At 73.2% G+C, this 15,258-nt stretch carries 13 protein-coding genes; 7 read left to right on the forward strand and 6 right to left on the reverse strand.

Features of this window, described 5'->3' with window-relative positions:
• Positions 1-32: 32 nt before the first annotated feature.
• Together Cs7R123_RS06615 and Cs7R123_RS06620 are read right to left on the reverse strand one after the other, a co-directional pair.
• Positions 33-1,082: an iron chelate uptake ABC transporter family permease subunit gene (locus Cs7R123_RS06615; protein WP_212824271.1), complete on the reverse strand. Its 1,050-nt coding sequence runs from the start codon at positions 1,080-1,082 to the stop codon at positions 33-35.
• Positions 1,079-2,140 (reverse strand): iron chelate uptake ABC transporter family permease subunit, encoded by a 1,062-nt coding sequence (locus tag Cs7R123_RS06620; protein WP_244871651.1) that lies wholly within the window; start codon positions 2,138-2,140, stop codon positions 1,079-1,081. Before Cs7R123_RS06620 ends, Cs7R123_RS06615 begins: the two co-directional genes overlap by 4 nt.
• Positions 2,141-2,167: 27 nt before the next feature.
• On the opposite strand from Cs7R123_RS06620, the gene Cs7R123_RS06625 reads away from it, so the two are divergent.
• The 6 genes from Cs7R123_RS06625 to Cs7R123_RS06650 all read left to right on the forward strand — a co-directional run bounded on the left by Cs7R123_RS06625 (position 2,168) and on the right by Cs7R123_RS06650 (position 8,480).
• A complete protein-coding gene (locus tag Cs7R123_RS06625) occupies positions 2,168-2,953 on the forward strand; it encodes a (2Fe-2S)-binding protein (RefSeq protein WP_212824273.1) in 786 nt (261 codons plus the stop codon).
• Positions 2,954-3,166: 213 nt separating this feature from the next.
• The gene (locus Cs7R123_RS06630) at positions 3,167-4,084 is read left to right on the forward strand and encodes an ABC transporter ATP-binding protein (protein ID WP_212824275.1); all 918 of its coding nucleotides are present in this window, start codon (positions 3,167-3,169) and stop codon (positions 4,082-4,084) included.
• Positions 4,077-4,931: an ABC transporter permease gene (locus Cs7R123_RS06635; RefSeq protein WP_212824277.1), complete on the forward strand. Its 855-nt coding sequence runs from the start codon at positions 4,077-4,079 to the stop codon at positions 4,929-4,931. Before Cs7R123_RS06630 ends, Cs7R123_RS06635 begins: the two co-directional genes overlap by 8 nt.
• On the forward strand, positions 4,886-5,839 hold the full coding sequence (locus Cs7R123_RS06640; RefSeq protein ID WP_374706922.1) for an ABC transporter ATP-binding protein: 954 nt from the start codon (positions 4,886-4,888) through the stop codon (positions 5,837-5,839). Before Cs7R123_RS06635 ends, Cs7R123_RS06640 begins: the two co-directional genes overlap by 46 nt.
• A gap of 9 nt (positions 5,840-5,848) precedes the next feature.
• Positions 5,849-6,562 carry an ABC transporter permease gene (locus Cs7R123_RS06645; protein WP_212824279.1) on the forward strand — a complete coding sequence of 238 codons (714 nt, stop codon included), beginning with the start codon at positions 5,849-5,851 and terminating at the stop codon, positions 6,560-6,562.
• A gap of 181 nt (positions 6,563-6,743) precedes the next feature.
• A complete protein-coding gene (locus tag Cs7R123_RS06650) occupies positions 6,744-8,480 on the forward strand; it encodes a DEAD/DEAH box helicase (RefSeq protein WP_212824281.1) in 1,737 nt (578 codons plus the stop codon).
• Here Cs7R123_RS06650 and Cs7R123_RS06655 read toward each other — a convergent pair whose 3' ends face one another.
• On the reverse strand, positions 8,481-8,996 hold the full coding sequence (locus Cs7R123_RS06655) for a hypothetical protein (protein WP_244871653.1): 516 nt from the start codon (positions 8,994-8,996) through the stop codon (positions 8,481-8,483).
• Between the two features lie 88 nt (positions 8,997-9,084).
• On the opposite strand from Cs7R123_RS06655, the gene Cs7R123_RS06660 reads away from it, so the two are divergent.
• Positions 9,085-9,666 carry a hypothetical protein gene (locus Cs7R123_RS06660; RefSeq protein ID WP_212824283.1) on the forward strand — a complete coding sequence of 194 codons (582 nt, stop codon included), beginning with the start codon at positions 9,085-9,087 and terminating at the stop codon, positions 9,664-9,666.
• Between the two features lie 79 nt (positions 9,667-9,745).
• Here the strand turns inward: Cs7R123_RS06660 and Cs7R123_RS06665 are convergent, their stop codons facing one another.
• The 3 genes from Cs7R123_RS06665 to Cs7R123_RS06675 all read right to left on the reverse strand — a co-directional run bounded on the left by Cs7R123_RS06665 (position 9,746) and on the right by Cs7R123_RS06675 (position 15,198).
• On the reverse strand, positions 9,746-10,009 hold the full coding sequence (locus Cs7R123_RS06665) for a hypothetical protein (protein WP_212824285.1): 264 nt from the start codon (positions 10,007-10,009) through the stop codon (positions 9,746-9,748).
• A gap of 248 nt (positions 10,010-10,257) precedes the next feature.
• Entirely contained in the window at positions 10,258-14,241 is a 3,984-nt protein-coding gene (locus tag Cs7R123_RS06670; RefSeq protein WP_212824287.1) for a choice-of-anchor D domain-containing protein, read from the reverse strand.
• Between the two features lie 168 nt (positions 14,242-14,409).
• A complete protein-coding gene (locus tag Cs7R123_RS06675; RefSeq protein ID WP_212824288.1) occupies positions 14,410-15,198 on the reverse strand; it encodes a TetR/AcrR family transcriptional regulator in 789 nt (262 codons plus the stop codon).
• Positions 15,199-15,258: the final 60 nt, after the last annotated feature.

Here is a 15,258-nt window from a genome sequence, read left to right on the forward strand (position 1 = left end):
CAAAGTCGAGAGACGGGGCAAGGCCGGCCCCGTCACCGCCCGCCGCCGCGCCCCTGCGCGGCCAGCAGCCAGACCAGGTAGATCCCGCCCAGCGCCACCGTCACCACGCCGACCGGCAGCGTCGTCGGCGCGAACACCCGGGCGGCCAGGAAGTCGCTGCCCGCCAGCAGCAGCGCGCCCGTGGCCGCGGCCGGGGCCAGCGCGATCCCGGCCGTCCCGGCCAGCCGCCGGGCCAGCTGCGGCGCGGCCAGCGCCACGAACGAGACCGGTCCGGCCACGGCCGTCGCCGCGGCGGTCAGCGCCACTCCGACGGCCAGGTACGCCAGGCGCGCCGGTCCGACCCGTACGCCCAGGGCGGCCGCCGCGTCGTCGCCCAGCTCCAGCTGGCGCAGCCGCCCGCCCAGCGCCAGCAGCCCGGCGGCGAGCACGCCGATCACGGCGGCCGCCGGGCCGACCTGGGCCCAGCCGAGCTCGTTGAGGCTGCCCTGCCCCCACACCGCCGCCGCCATCGCCGTCTGGAGGTTCACCCGGATCAGGAACCACTGGTTGAGCGAGGTCAGGAACGCGCTCACCCCGATCCCGACCACGATCAGCCGGAACCCCTGCACCCCGCGCCGGTATGCGAACAGGTACACCGCCCCCGCCGTCAGCAGGCCGCCGACCAGCGCCCCGGTGGCCGTCACCGCGAACCCGCGCCCGGCCACCGCCATCGTCACCAGCACCCCGGTGAACGCGCCGGTGCCGAACCCGAGCACGTCCGGGCTGCCCAGCGGGTTGCGCAGCAGCGCCTGGAAGACCGCCCCGCTCAGCCCGAGCGCCGCGCCCAGCAGCAGCGCGAGCAGCACCCGCGGCAGCCGCCAGTCCAGCACCACCAGCCGGGCCGCCCGGCTGCCCCCGCCGGACAGCACCTCCACCACCTGGGCGGGCGGCAGCGAGAACTGCCCGGTCCCCAGGGCCAGCACCCCCACTCCGGCGGCCAGGGCCAGCAGCACCAGCACGCTCACGCAGGTGCGTACGCCCAGCCGCACCGACACCGGTCCGGCCCGCAGCACCAGCGTCCGGCGTCCGAAGCCGACGTTCACAGGTTCCTCGCCTTCGCCCGGCGCACCAGCACGATCAGCACGGGCGCGCCGATCAGCGCCGTGACGATGCCGGCGCGCAGCTCGCCCGGGCGGATGACCACCCGGCCCACCACGTCGGCGCCCAGCAGCAGCACCGGTGCGGCCACCGCCGTGTACGCCATGATCCAGCGCTGGTCCGGGCCGGTGAACCAGCGCACCGCGTGCGGCACCATCAGCCCGACGAACCCGATCGGGCCGACCGCCGCGGTCGCCGCTCCGGCCAGCAGCATCACCGCCGCCACGGTCAGCGCCCGGGTCCGGGTCACGCTGGTGCCCAGCGAGCGGGCCAGGTCGTCGCCGAGGGCCACCGCGTTGAGCGAGCGCGCCGCGACCGCCGCCAGCACCAGCCCGGCCGCGATGAACACCGCCACCACCGCCGCGATCGACATGGGACGGCCGGTCAGCGTGCCGACGTCCCAGAAGCGCAGGTAGTCGAAGGCCCGGGGGCGCACCATCCGGATGCCCGACGAGACGCCGTCCATCACCGCGCCCAGCGCCACCCCGGCCAGGGTCAGCCGCACCGGTGTCGCCCCGCCGGAGCCGGCCGAGCCCAGCGCGTACACCGCGACCAGGGCGACCGCGACCCCGGCGAAGGCGAACCACACGTACGCCCAGATGCTGGTCAGGCCGAACAGGCCGATCGCGACGACCACGAACAGGCTCGCGCCCGCGTTGACGCCGAGCACCTGGGTGTCGGCCAGCGGGTTGCGCGTCACCGCCTGGATCAGCGCGCCGCACACCCCGAGCGCCGCCCCGGCCAGCAGCCCCAGCACGGTGCGCGGCAGCCGCAGCTCCCGCACGATGGTCTGGTCGTCGCTGTCCACGGGGTGGGCGAACGTGTCCCAGACGGTGTGCGGGGCGATGTTCCGGGTGCCGATCATGATGCTGAGCAGGCACACGGCCGCCAGGGCCAGCACGATGAGCAGCAGTCCGGCCAGGCGCCGCGAGCGCGCGGGTGTCACCGCCGGGGCCTGCGGGATCGGAGGCGCGGGAGCCCGGACGGGCAGCGAGGTCTGCACCGACTAAGGATAGGCTAAGCTCATCTGGTGCGGCAGTCCCCTCCTTCCGGCCTAGCCGACCTGCTCGCCGCCGTCGACCTCGGCTACCCGTTCACCCTCCACGCCGGACCGCCCGACGGTCCGGGCTGGACCACCCTCGACCAGCTCGCGACCGAGCCCGGCCTGCTGGACGCCTGGCTGGCCGACCTGCTCGCCGGGGAGGCGCGCGGCCAGCTCCCGGTCGCCGCCGTCAGCCTCGCGGCGTACGTCGGCTCCGCCGTCGCCGACCCGCTCGTCGTCGCCCTGGCCACCCTCGGGCACGCGTGGCCGGTCAGCGCGACCGGCACCGCCGTGCACCGGCACCCCGGCGGCTGGTGCGACGGGGTCGCGATCGCCTCAGCCCACCCGCAGCCGGTCGACGATCCCTTCCGCACGGCCGCCGCCGACCTGGTCACCGCGCTGCGACCGGTCTTCGCCGCGATCCGGGTCCGGACGCGGATCGGCCGGCCCGCCCTGTGGGGCGGGCTCGGCGACGTGATCGCCGGGACCGCTGTCGACCAGTCCCGACACCGGGGCACCGACCCGCAGGCCGCCTGGGCGGCCGCGCAGCGGCTCATCGAGGCGATCGCCGAGCAGGCACCGCAGGTACGGGTCCGGCGGTCGCTGGTCGTGCTCGCGCACCCGACCGGCCCGGCCGGGTTCGTCGCGCGGGGCACCTGCTGCCTGGACTACCGCGTCGGCGGCGACTACTGCACCCGCTGCCCGCTGCGCACCCCCGAGGACCGCGGCGCCCGCTGGGCCGCGGAGCTCGCCGCCGGGCGGGATGATCCGTAATCGTGGACGCTGGGTGCTGCTATAGCGACACCCAGCGTCCACGATTACGGATCATCCCGCCCGCACCGGCCCGCAGGTCGGCGCAGCGCGCACGCACCGTCGCGACTGACGCACCCTACGTCCACCTACCGAGATATTGGCGGCACTCTCGGGGTCGAACCCAGGGTGAACACCTGATCTGCCGGGTACGCGCCCGCGGCTAGGTTGTCGGGCGTGCCCCTCATCGCGACACGTTCGCTGACCAAGACCTATCCGGGCGGGGTGACCGCCCTGTCCGACCTGACCCTGGCCGTCGAGCCGGGCATCATCGGGCTGGTCGGCGCCAACGGCGCCGGCAAGTCCACGATGATCAAGACGCTGCTCGGGCTGCTCTCGCCCACCAGCGGCGAGGTGCGGGTGCTCGACCTCGACCCGGCCAAGGCCCCCGAGCAGGTGCGCGCCCGGGTCGGCTACATGCCCGAGCACGACTGCCTGCCGCCCGACATGATCGCCGCCGAGTTCGTCACGCACATGGGCCGCATGAGCGGCCTGCCGCGTACGGTCGCCCGCGAGCGCGCCTCCGAGGCGCTGCGCCACGTCGGCCTGTACGAGGAGCGCTACCGGCAGATCGGCGGCTACTCCACCGGCATGAAGCAGCGCGTCAAGCTCGCCCAGGCCCTGGTCCACGACCCGGACCTGCTGCTGCTCGACGAGCCGACCAACGGCCTGGACCCGGCCGGGCGCGACGCGATGCTGGCCCTGATCCACCGCATCGGCACCGAGTTCGGCATCTCGGTCGTGGTCTGCTCGCACCTGCTCGGCGAGATCGAGCGGATCTGCGACTCCCTGATCGCGATCGAGGGCGGGCGCCTGCTGCGCGCCGACCGGATCGACGCGATGACCACCGGCACCGACGTGCTGGCCATCGAGGTCGCCGAGGGCACCGACGAACTGGCCGCCGCCCTGCGCGAGCGCGGCCTGGAGGTGTCGCCGGAGGGCCGGATGCTGCTGGTCGCGCTGGCCGACGAGGCCACCTACGACCTGATCCTGCGCACCGTCGCCGACCTGGACCTGCCGCTGCACCGGCTCGACCAGCGCCGCCACCGGGTCGCCGAGCTGTTCTCCACCGCCCAGGAGGCCGTCCATGCCTGACACCAGCGTCATCCACGACATCGGCTACCAGCGCTACGCCGGTGCCCGGCTCGGGCGCGCGTACGCGGTGCGGTCGCTGTTCGAGCACGGCCTGCGGGTCTCGTTCGGGCTGGGCCGCAGCGCCAAGGCCAAGATCTTCCCGTGGATCGTGATCAGCCTGGTCACCCTGCTCGCGGTGGTCGGCATCGCGGTGCGCGCCCAGACCGGCGAGACGTTCCTGCCGTACCAGGACCTGCCGTCGGCGGCGAGCCTGCTGGTGCTGGTCTTCCTGGCCGTCGTCGCGCCCGAGCTGGTCTCGCGCGACCTGCGCAACCAGACCCTGCCGCTGTACTTCTCCCGCCCGATCCAGCGGTCGGACTACGCGCTGGCCCGGCTGGCCGCGCTGCTCACCGCGTCGTGGCTGCTCATGGCCGGGCCGCAGTTCCTGCTGTTCGCCGGTTCGGCCTTCACCACCGGCGACGGCGCGGGGGTATGGGCCGAGGCCCGCGGCATGCTCGGCGGCTGGGTCGTCTCCGGCATCTACGCCCTGATCTTCAGCAGCCTCTCCGTGCTGATCGCGTCGCTGGCCAGCCGCCGCGCCTTCGCCGCGGGCGCGATCGTGGTCGTCTTCATGATCACCACGCCGATCGCCGGGCTGTTCGTGGCGCTGGGCGGCCAGGGCAGGCTGGCCCAGCTCGCCCCGATGGCCAGCCCGTTCATGCTCCCCGAGGGCGTACGGACCTGGCTCTACCACACCAACAGCTTCGACATCGGCAGCTTCGGCCCGCTCTACGCCCTCGTGACCGTGCTGCTCGTGGCCGGGTGCACCCTGCTGCTCCTGCTGCGCTACCGGAAGGTTTCGCTGTGACCGACCTCGAACTGCGCGGCGTCTCGCGCTGGTACGGCAACGTCGTGGCCGTCAACGACGTCACCATGACGCTGGGCCCCGGCGTGACCGGCCTGCTCGGCCCCAACGGCGCGGGCAAGACCACGCTGCTGCACATGATGGCCGGGTTCCTGGCCCCCTCCCGCGGCGAGGTCCTGCTCGACGGCGCCGCGACCTGGCGCAACCCCGCCATCTACCGGCACCTGGGCCTGGTCAACGAGCGCGAGGCCGTGTACGGCTTCCTCTCCGGCGCCGAGTTCGTCCGCGCCAGCGCCCGCCTGCACGGGCTGCCCGACCCGCTCGCGGCCGCCCGGCGCGCCATCGAGCTGGTCGAGATGACCGACGCCCAGGACCGGCGGATGGACACGTACTCCAAGGGCATGCGCCAGCGGATGCGGGTGGCCGCCGCGCTGGTGCACGAGCCCGCGGTGCTGCTGCTGGACGAGCCGTTCAACGGCATGGACCCGCGCCAGCGCATGCACATGATGGACCTGCTCCACCGCCTCGGCGAGCAGGGCCGCACGGTGCTGTTCAGCTCGCACATCCTGGAGGAGGTCGAGCAGGTCTCCGGCACGGTGCAGGTCGTCGTCGCCGGGCGCCTGGCCGCCTCCGGCGACTTCCGCACCATCCGGCGGCTGATGACGCACCGGCCGCACGTGTTCGCGATCCGGTCCAGCGACGACCGGCGCCTGGCCGTGGCGCTGATGGCCTCGGAGTCGGTCGCCGGGGTGACGCTAGGCAAGGAGGGGCTGACCGTCCACGCCGGCGACTACGGCACCTTCACCCGGGCGCTGCCCCGCATCGCCCTGGAGCAGGGCGTACGGGTACGCGCGCTGGTCCCGTCCGACGAGTCGCTGGAAAGCGTCTTCTCCTACCTGGTCTCGGCATAGGAGCCCGCGATGAACCTGACAATCGCCTGGATCACCCTGCGCGGCCTGCTCGGCCGCCGCCGGTCCCTGCTCCTGCTGCCGATGCCGCTGATCCTGATCGGCGTCACCCAGATCGCCAGGACCCTCGGCGCCAAGCCCGCCGATCTGGCCGACGGCGTGCTGATCGGGCTGGGCGTGGCGGTGCTGCTGCCGCTGATCTCGCTGATCGTCGGCACCGGCGTCCTCGGCTCGGAGATCGACGACGGCACGGTCGTGCACATCCTCACCAAGCCGATCCCGCGCAGCCGGATCATCCTGGCCAAGCTGGCCGTGGCGGTCACGGTCAGCGCCGTGGTCAGCGCGGTGCCGATGTTCGTCGCCGCGGTCATCACCGACGGCACGGAGCTCGGCCTGGCGCTCGCCGCGGCGTGCGCGATCGGGGCGCTGGCCTACTCGGCGCTGTTCCTGGCGCTGAGCGTGGTCACCCGCCGGCCCGTCCTGCTCGGCCTGCTGTACGTGGTCGTCTGGGAAGGTCTGCTCAGCAACGTGGTCGCCGGGACCCGGTCGGCGTCGGTGCAGCACTATGTGATCGCGATCGCACACGAGATCTCGGGCAGCGCCCTGATCAGCACCACCATCTCGGTCACCGTCGCGGCGGTGATGAGCGCGGTCATCACGGTGGCCGGGACCTGGCTCGCGGTCCAGCGCCTGCGCTCGTTCTCGGTCGCGGGCGAGACCAGCTGAACCTGGCTGCGGTTTCGGGGAAAACGCGGCGATCAGCCGCCTGTTTCGCACGTTTCCCCGAAACCGCAGCTCAGCATGCGCCTGCAAGTGGTCCTGAGGCTTGTAGTAATGTGATCTTCTGAGGGCGGTTTGTCTGGGTTCCGGGAGCCCGCCGCGTTATCGCATTAGCAGGAAGCGGGCCATGACCGAGCAGACGACGCAGCAGGCGGACGACGAAGCCGTCACCTTCGAAGACCTGGGCCTGCGCCCCGAGCTGCTCAAGGCCCTGGGCGCCCTGGGCTACGAGGAGCCGACCCCGATCCAGCGCGAGGCCATCGGCCCGCTGCTCACCGGCGCCGACCTGCTCGGCCAGGCCGCCACCGGCACCGGCAAGACCGCCGCGTTCGCGCTGCCCGTGCTCCAGCGGTGGGCGGAGCTCGGCCCCGACCGCGACAGCCTCGACCCGGTCGCGCTGGTGCTGGTGCCCACCCGCGAGCTGGCCGTCCAGGTCTCCGAGGCGTTCCACCGCTACGGTCGCGAACTGGGCGTGCGGGTCCTGCCCATCTACGGCGGGCAGCCGATCGGACGCCAGCTCGCGACCCTGCGACGCGGCGTCGACGTCGTGGTCGCCACCCCCGGCCGCGCCATCGACCACATCGGCCGCGGCACCCTGCAACTGGGCGAGCTGCGCACCGTCGTGCTCGACGAGGCCGACGAGATGCTCGACATGGGCTTCGCCGAGGACATCGAGGCGATCCTGCAGGAGACCCCCGAGCAGCGGCAGACCGTGCTGTTCTCGGCCACCATGCCGTCGCGGGTCGACGGGCTGGTGCAGCGTTACCTGCGCAACGCGGTGCGGATCCAGATGGGCCGCGCGGCCACGGCGCCCGGCGAGACGCCGAAGGTCCGCCAGAGTGCGTACGTCGTGGCCCGCTCGCACAAGCCGGCCGCGCTCGGCCGCATCCTCGACGTCGAGGCGCCCACCGCCGCGATCGTGTTCTGCCGCACCCGCGAAGAGGTCGACCAGCTCACCGAGACCATGAACGGCCGCGGCTACCGGGCCGAGGCCCTGCACGGCGGCATGAGCCAGGAGCAGCGCGACCGGGTCATGAGCCGCCTGCGCGCCGGGACCGCCGACCTGCTCGTCGCCACCGACGTCGCCGCCCGCGGCCTGGACATCGAGCAGCTCACCCACGTCATCAACTACGACGTGCCGTCGGCGCCCGAGGCGTACGTGCACCGCATCGGCCGGGTCGGCCGCGCCGGGCGTGAAGGCGTCGCGGTCACCCTCGCCGAGCCGCGCGAGCACCGCATGCTCAAGACCATCGAGCGCGTCACCAAGCAGCGCATCACCATGGAGAAGATCCCCACCGTCGCCGACCTGCACGCCCGGCGGCTGGAACTGACCAAGTCCGCGCTGCACGAGAGCCTGCTCGAGGAGGACTACGAGCAGTTCCGGGTCGTGGTGGAGACGCTGGCCAACGAGTTCGACATCGTCGAGGTGGCACTGGCCGCGGTCAAGCTCGCGCACGAGGCCATGGGCAACGCGCCCGACGACGAGGTCATCCCGGACCTGTCCGAGTCCGCCGAGCGCGGCGAGCGCAAGCGCGACACCGGGCGCGGCGGCCGACCGGCCGCGGCGGGCACGGTGAAGCTGTTCGTCGGCCTGGGCCGGCGCAACGGCGTACGGCCGCAGGACCTGGTGGGCGCGATCGCGGGCGAGTCGAACCTGTCCGGCCGCGACATCGGCGCCATCGAGATCGCCGACCGGTTCTCGCTGGTCGAGGTGCCCGCCGACGCCGCCGACGACGTCATCGACGCGCTGCGCAGCGCCACGATCAAGAACAAGCGCGTGATGGTGCGCCGCGATCGCGATCGTGACCGTGGTGACCGCAGTGGTGACCAAGGGGACCGCCCGCAGCGCCGCCAGCGCTGGTAGTCACGCCCCGAACAGGTCGTCCTGCGTGGCCTGCCCCAGGTCGGCGCCGCTGTGCACGGGCGCCGACCGCTGCTGCACGGGTGCGGAGAACAGCTTCCCGCCCGGCCCGGTGGCGGCACTGACCGGGAACGGCACCAGCAGCACCGGCTCCGGCGGCTCGGCGAAGCGCCCGGCGCCCCAGCGCACCCACAGCGCGACCCGGCCCGCGGCCGCTTCGGCCTGTAGTTTCTCCAGCGTGCGCCGCCGGTCGGACTGGTCGATCTCGACCACCACCGGCGGTCCGCCGGGCCGCCCGATCCCGACGTCGACCCACGAGTGCCGGTCGGCATACGGCGGCGGCAGCGGCAGTACGCTGCGGGCCTTGCGATACACCCGCCAGCCGTTCGCGGTCCCCCACGCCAGCACCGCCTCGACCAGCAGCTCGGTCACCCGGTCGGCGTCCTCGCCGCTGAAGGCCAGCGCGCCCAGCCACGACGTCAGCGACCCCGCCAGCTGCCGCCCGTCGCCGCCCACCACGCGCCCCTCTCCGCCGTAGACCAGCAGGCTACCCGCGCGCGCCGACGGCCGGACGGGGCCTGTGGACAGCGCTGGCTACCGTGGCCCGATGCCCGGCACCGACATGACCGTCACCTTCAGCCACGATCAGGCCCTGGTGCTGTCCGACTGGCTCTTCCACGTGATGGACGACCCGGCGTTCACCGCACTGGCCGAGCAGGATCCCGCCGTGTGGTCACCGCTGTGGAGCCTCGACGGGGTGCTGGAGACCACGCTGCCCGAGGTCTTCGCCACCGACTACGGCGAGCGGCTCGACGCGGCCAGGGCCCGCCTGCTCGCCCGCCTGGACCGCAAGCAGCCCGTCCGGCCCGCGCGCGGCGGCGCCGGGGGCACCGAACGCCTGGTCGCGGACTGGATCCACGAGGGCGGCGAGGCCAGGCTGCTGGAGCACCTGAGCGGCTTCATCGGGTACGGCTTCGACCACCTCGACGAGCAGGCCCTGGTCGGCGCCCTCGACGACACCGACGAAGCGGCCGACGACCGGTGGTTCGAATACCCGCTCGTGGGAACACCGCAGCTCACGGTAAGGATGGCGCGGCTGGTCGGGGGCACGGGCGTCTCCGTGTCCGTGCGCGGGCGCATCGACGACGTCCTGGCCGCCCGGATCGAGACCCTGCTCGCCCTGCTCTGACCTTCGGCAGGGCGAGTCCACGACCTCATGGACCGGCGCGGGCCGAGCGGACAGTGCCGCTCGGCCCGCGCCGGGTTCCTCAGAGCAGACCGTTGAGACCGGGGAGACCACCGAGACCGCTCGGGCTGGCGGCGCCGCCGGCCGGCCCGGTCAGCGAGCCGACCATGGGCAGGTTGCCGAGCAGCGGGCCGACGAGCGGCAGGTTGCCGAGCAGGTCACCGACGATGGGGAGGCCTGCTTCGGGGGTGTGCTGCGTCTGCACCGGGGCCGGAGCGGCGCTGGCGGGGCTGGGCAGCGACAGCGCCGCCCCGGCCAGGAGCAGACCTGCACCGATTCGCTTCACATGCGTCATGCCCGGATCAACGACGGCCGGACAGGCCAGGTCATGGGCCCAGCGCACACAAGAGCCGCAAACCGCTCAAATAGGTCGGCACCGCGACCGGAGGGGGTGGCCGCCGTCGCGGCCGAGCGGGGCGTGCTCGGCCGCGACGGCGGCCACGGTTGTCGTCCCGTTGCACGGCCACACCACATGCGATGTGCGTACACCGCATGTGGTGTGGCCGCCGGATCGATGACGGGACGACGGCCCGGTCAGGACCCGTAGACCTCCAGTTCGGAGACCTGACCGGCGGGCCAGCCGGTGTTGGCGGTGATGGTGATCCGCAGGTGGCGCACCGTCCCGGCCGGGAAGGTGATCGTCACCGTGTTCCCGGTCGCCGGGTCGAACGTGTACGACGCGGCCGCCTTCAGGGTGGTGAAGTTGGTGCCGTCGGTGCTGCCGGACACGGCCACGGTCTGGCTGCGGGCCGCCCAGGCCGTCGGCGGCGGCAGCTTCAGCACGACCCGGCCGACCGGCTGGGCCGACCCGAGGTCCACCTGGATCCACTGCGGGAACGCGTTGTTGGCGCTCTCCCAGTAGGTGCTCGCGTTGCCGTCGACGGTGTTGCCGGACACGTACGTCTGGACGTTGGACGACTGGCTGGTCGGCCGGTTGAGCGCCAGGTTGGTGACCGCGCTGGTGCCGGTGCCGGTCAGCGACACCGTCAGCGGCGAGTTGGTCGCGCTGCTGGTGACGGTGAGCGAGCCGGTGCGGGTGCCCGCCGCCGACGGCCGGAACACCACCGAGACCGTGCAGGAACCGCCCGCGGCGATGCTGCTGCCGCAGGTGCTGGTCTGCGTGTAGTCGCCGCCGGGCACGATCGACGACACGTTCGCCGCGAGGGTGCCGGTGTTGGAGACGGTCACCGTCTGCGCCGCGCTGGCCCCGCCGACCGCGGTCGCGCCGAAGGTCAGCCCGGTCGGGCTCGCCGACAGCGTCGCCGAGCCGGTCGACGTGCCGGTGCCGGACAGGGCCACCGTCAGCGTGCCGTTGGTCGCGCTGCTGGCGACGGTGAGCGAGCCGGTGCGGTTGCCCGCCGCCGACGGGTGGAACGTCACCGTGACGATGCAGTTGGCGCCGGGGGCCAGAGTCGCCCCGCAGGTGGTGGTACGGGTGAAGTCGCCGGTGGTGGTGATGGCGGAGATCGTCGCCGTACCGGTGCCGGTGTTGTTGATTTCGACGGTCTGCCAGTCGCTGTTGTCGTTGACGGGCGTGGACTCGAACGCCAGCGACGCCGGGTTCACCGTGAGGGTGGCCGGGCCGCTGGTGCCTGCCGCGTACACCTCGAACTGCGACACCTGCCCGGCGGGCCAGCCGGTGTTGCCGGTGAACGTCAGGCGCAGGTGGCGGGTCGTGGTCTGGGTGAAGGTGAGGCTGGCCGTGTTGCCGGTGGCCGGGTCGAACGTCATGCCCTGGGCACCCGTGATCGCGGTGAAGGTGCTGCCGTCGCCGCTGCCCGAGACCGCCACGGTCTGGGTGCGGGTCGCCCACGCCGCCGCGGGCGGCACGCGCAGGGTCACCTTGCCCACGGCCATGGACGAGCCGAGGTCGACCTGGAGCCACTGCGGGAACGCGTTGTTGGCGCTCTCCCAGTAGCTGTTGACGTCGGCGTCGGTCGCGTTGCTGCTCGGGTAGCCGCCCTGCGCCGTCGACGAGGAGGTGGGCCGCCCGGCGGCGACGTTGGTGGTGCCGGTGCCGCCGGTCACGCCCGTACCGGTGAGCTGCACTCCGATCGCGCCCTGGCCGTCGTCGCCGGTGATCGAGTAGAGGGCGGACTGGGCGCCCGCGGTCTGCGGGGTGAACGTGACGGTCTGGTGGATCACGTCACCGGGGGCGAGCTGCTGCCCCTCCGACACCGGGGTGGTGGTGTTGAACGCCCCGACCGGGGGTGCGGCCTTGGTGATGGTCAGCGTGATGTTGCCGGTGTTGGCGATGTCGAACGTGCCGGTGGCGGTCTGCCCGATCGGCACCTGCCCGAACTTCAGCGGGTTCGGGGTGATGGTGAGCTGGGCGGCACCGGTGACGGCGGTGCCGGTCAGCGGGACCGTGACCGAACCGGCGTTGCTGGCCACGGCCAGGGAGCCGGTGTGGTTGCCGGCCACGGTCGGGGTGTACTTCACCGTGACCGTCACCGACGCCCCGGCCGCCAGGGTGGTGCCGTTGGCGGGGAACCCGGTCGCGGTGAACGGTGCGGACGGTGCGGTGGACCCGGTGATGGTGACCGTGCTGGTGCCGGTGTTGGTGACGCTCACGCTGAGCGTCTTGTTCGCACCCGTCGGTACGGTGCCGAACGCCAGCGTGCCCGGGGTCGCGCCGAGCCCGGCCTGCGTGCCGTTGCCGTGCAGGTCGAGCGCGACGGTGCCGCTGTCGGTGGTGAACGACAGGCTGCCCGCTGCGCCGCCGGGTCCGGTCGGGGTGAACCGGACCGGCACCGACAGGGTCTGCCCGGTGTTCAGCGTGACGGGCAGCGCGGGCGGGGTGGCGCCGAACGGCGCCGCGGTGCCGATCGCCGAGACGGTGACGGTGCGGGTGGCGGTCACGGTGACCGTGGCGTTGCCGGTGCTGCCCACGGCCACGTTGCCGAAGTCGGTGGGCGAGCTGGTCAGCGCGGCGGTGGTGGGGCGGCCGAAGCCGTAGATCCGCCCGTCGCGGGTGCCGACGTAGACGCGGCCGTTGTCGGTGGTGGGGGTGATGAACTTGGTCGCGGTGCCGATCGGCGACGAGTAGCGCAGGTTGAGCCGCCCGTTGACGGGCAGCGCGTCGTACGCGCGCAGCTGGCCGTTGGCGCCGTTGGACCCGTCGCTGTACACGACCCAGACGAGCGCGGTGCCCGAGGTGGTGCCGGTCGAGGTGACCAGGGGCGAGCCCGAGGTGTAGCCGAAGGTGGCCGGGCTGGTTCCGGCGGAGCTGAGCACGGGCAGGCCGGAGCCGTTCACGCCGTACTTGAAGGCCCGCAGGAAGCCCTGGTTCTCCACGGTGTACACGTAGCCGCCGTCGCCGCCCCAGAACGCCGGGTGCCCCCAGACGCCGTTGTACGGCCCCGCCGGTGCGCCGACCGAGGCGTCGGTGCCGCCCGCACCCTGGGCGTTGCCGCCGAGGTTGTCGCGGTCCAGCAGGTACACCCGGCCGTCCTTGCCGACCTGCACCAGCAGCTTCGGGTGGGCGGTGGTGCCGAACCCGGCGGGCAGCGCCATCGGGCCGCCGGAGCCGAAGTCGGTGTCGTCCTGGTCCAGCCGGCTGTTGTTGTACGGGCTGAAGAAGTCCCGCGCGGTCAGCGACCCGTCGCCGTTGACCTGCAAGCGGATCACCGACTCGGCCAGCGTGCCGGGCGGGCTGGTGCCGGGGCCCGGCGCGGGCGACACGCCGTTGCCGGTGGCCACGATGATCCGCCCGGACCCGTCGGAGACCAGGCCCCCGCCGGACTGCCAGATCCCGGCCATGCCGTTGGAGCGCCCGGCCTCGGTGGACCACAGCGTCGACATCTGCGGCGCCGACGTCTTCACGCCCGCGACGTACCCGACGTACGGGCCGTAGTCGCAGTGGCTGGCGAAGCCCGCGTAGACGACCCCGTCCAGCAGCAGCAGGCCGGGGCGCTGCGCGGCGGTCTTGGGGTTGAACACGTTGGACGGGTCGTTGGACGGGCTGCCCTGGATCGTCACGGGCCAGCCGGTGCGCTCGACGCCGGTGGCCGGGTTGACCGCGTGCATGTAGAAGTGCGGGTGGTCGGCGTCCGGACCGTCGTTGACCTTCGAGGTGAAGTAGACCGACGCGGTGGCCGGGTCGTAGACCGGGGTGCTGGTGACGCCGATGTTGGGCACCAGGTCGCCGCAGCCGATGGCGGAGGCGGGCCAGGCCGGGCCGACGTTGCGCGACCAGGTGATGGCGCCGGTGACGGCGTTGAGGCCGTACACCCAGTTGTTCTCGGTGGCGGCGATGACGGTGCCGTTGACCACGATCGGCGAGGCGTAGACCTGGCCGTTGAGGGTGGTGTTGAACAGCTGGCCGAAGTCGGCGGCCGACACGGCCGAGGGCGACAGGCCGGGTTCGTTGGCGTCCCAGCCGGTGCGCAGGTTGTCGACCGAGATGGTGGTCTGGTCGGCGGCGGCGGGGCTGGGCAGGGCTAGCGCGGCGGTGGACACGACCACGGCGGGCAGCAGCGCGGCGAGTATCCGATGCAGACGTCTGGCGGCAGGCATGACCTACTCCTGGGGGATCACCGGGGACGGCGGTGGGCACCGGGCGCGGAGCGGTCGCGTTCGGCCTGATCGGACGGAACCGTAACGTGGTAGACACCACAACGCAAGATAGCGACGCGGTATGGAAATATTTTTGTGTCCGAGGCCTAAAGAACTTGCGTTCGTTGATCAGCTCTGGGCGCCGAGGCCGTCCAGCAACAGGTTCAGCGCACCCGTCAGCGCCTGGCGGGCCTGCTCCACCGGGTCGTAGGCGGCCTGTTCACCAGCCTGATCACCGGTCTGGGCACCGGTCTGGGCCAGCGCGGCCGAGTGCGGGAAGCGGGCGGCGAAGTCCGGGGCGACGTGCGCGATCTGCCCGGCACGGGCCTGCCACCACTGCTCGTCGGAGTCGCCGGTCGCCCGCGCCGCCTCCCGCGCCTCGGCGGCGGTCTGCGCCAGGCCCCGGACCAGGTGCAGCAGCGCGCTGACGGCGGTGCGCCGGGCCGCCGCCCCGAGCGTCGCCCGGTCGAGGACGCCCAGCAGCGCCTCCAGCACCGCCTGCTCGTGCGGGCCGAGCACCGGGCGGGCGTAGGAGACCTGCAGCAGCCAGGGGTGTGCCAGGCAGCGGTCCCACAGGTCGGCGGCCCACGCCAGCACCGCCTCCCGCAGGCCGGCAGCCGCGTATCCGGTGGGCAGGCCGGCGTGGGCCTGGTCGTACATGAGATCGAGCAGTTCGCGCTTGCTCGGCACGTACGTGTACAGGGCCATCGCGGAGGTGCCCAGCCGCTGGCCGACCGCACGCATGGACAGCCCGGCCAGCCCGGACTCGTCGGCCAGCGCGATCCCGGCGGCCACGATCGCGTCGACGGTCAGCCCCGGGCGGGGGCCGGGGGCGGTGCGGGCCGCCGCGGGCGCGTCGGCGCGCCAGAGCAGCGCCATGGTGCGGGCCGGGTCACCCTGGCCGCCGTAGACCGTCACGTGGCATCTCCGTACGCCGTAAGCTATCGTCTCGAGACATCACTTTACACCGTACGGAAT

Source organism: Catellatospora sp. TT07R-123 (assembly GCF_018327705.1).
Taxonomy (GTDB): domain Bacteria; phylum Actinomycetota; class Actinomycetes; order Mycobacteriales; family Micromonosporaceae; genus Catellatospora.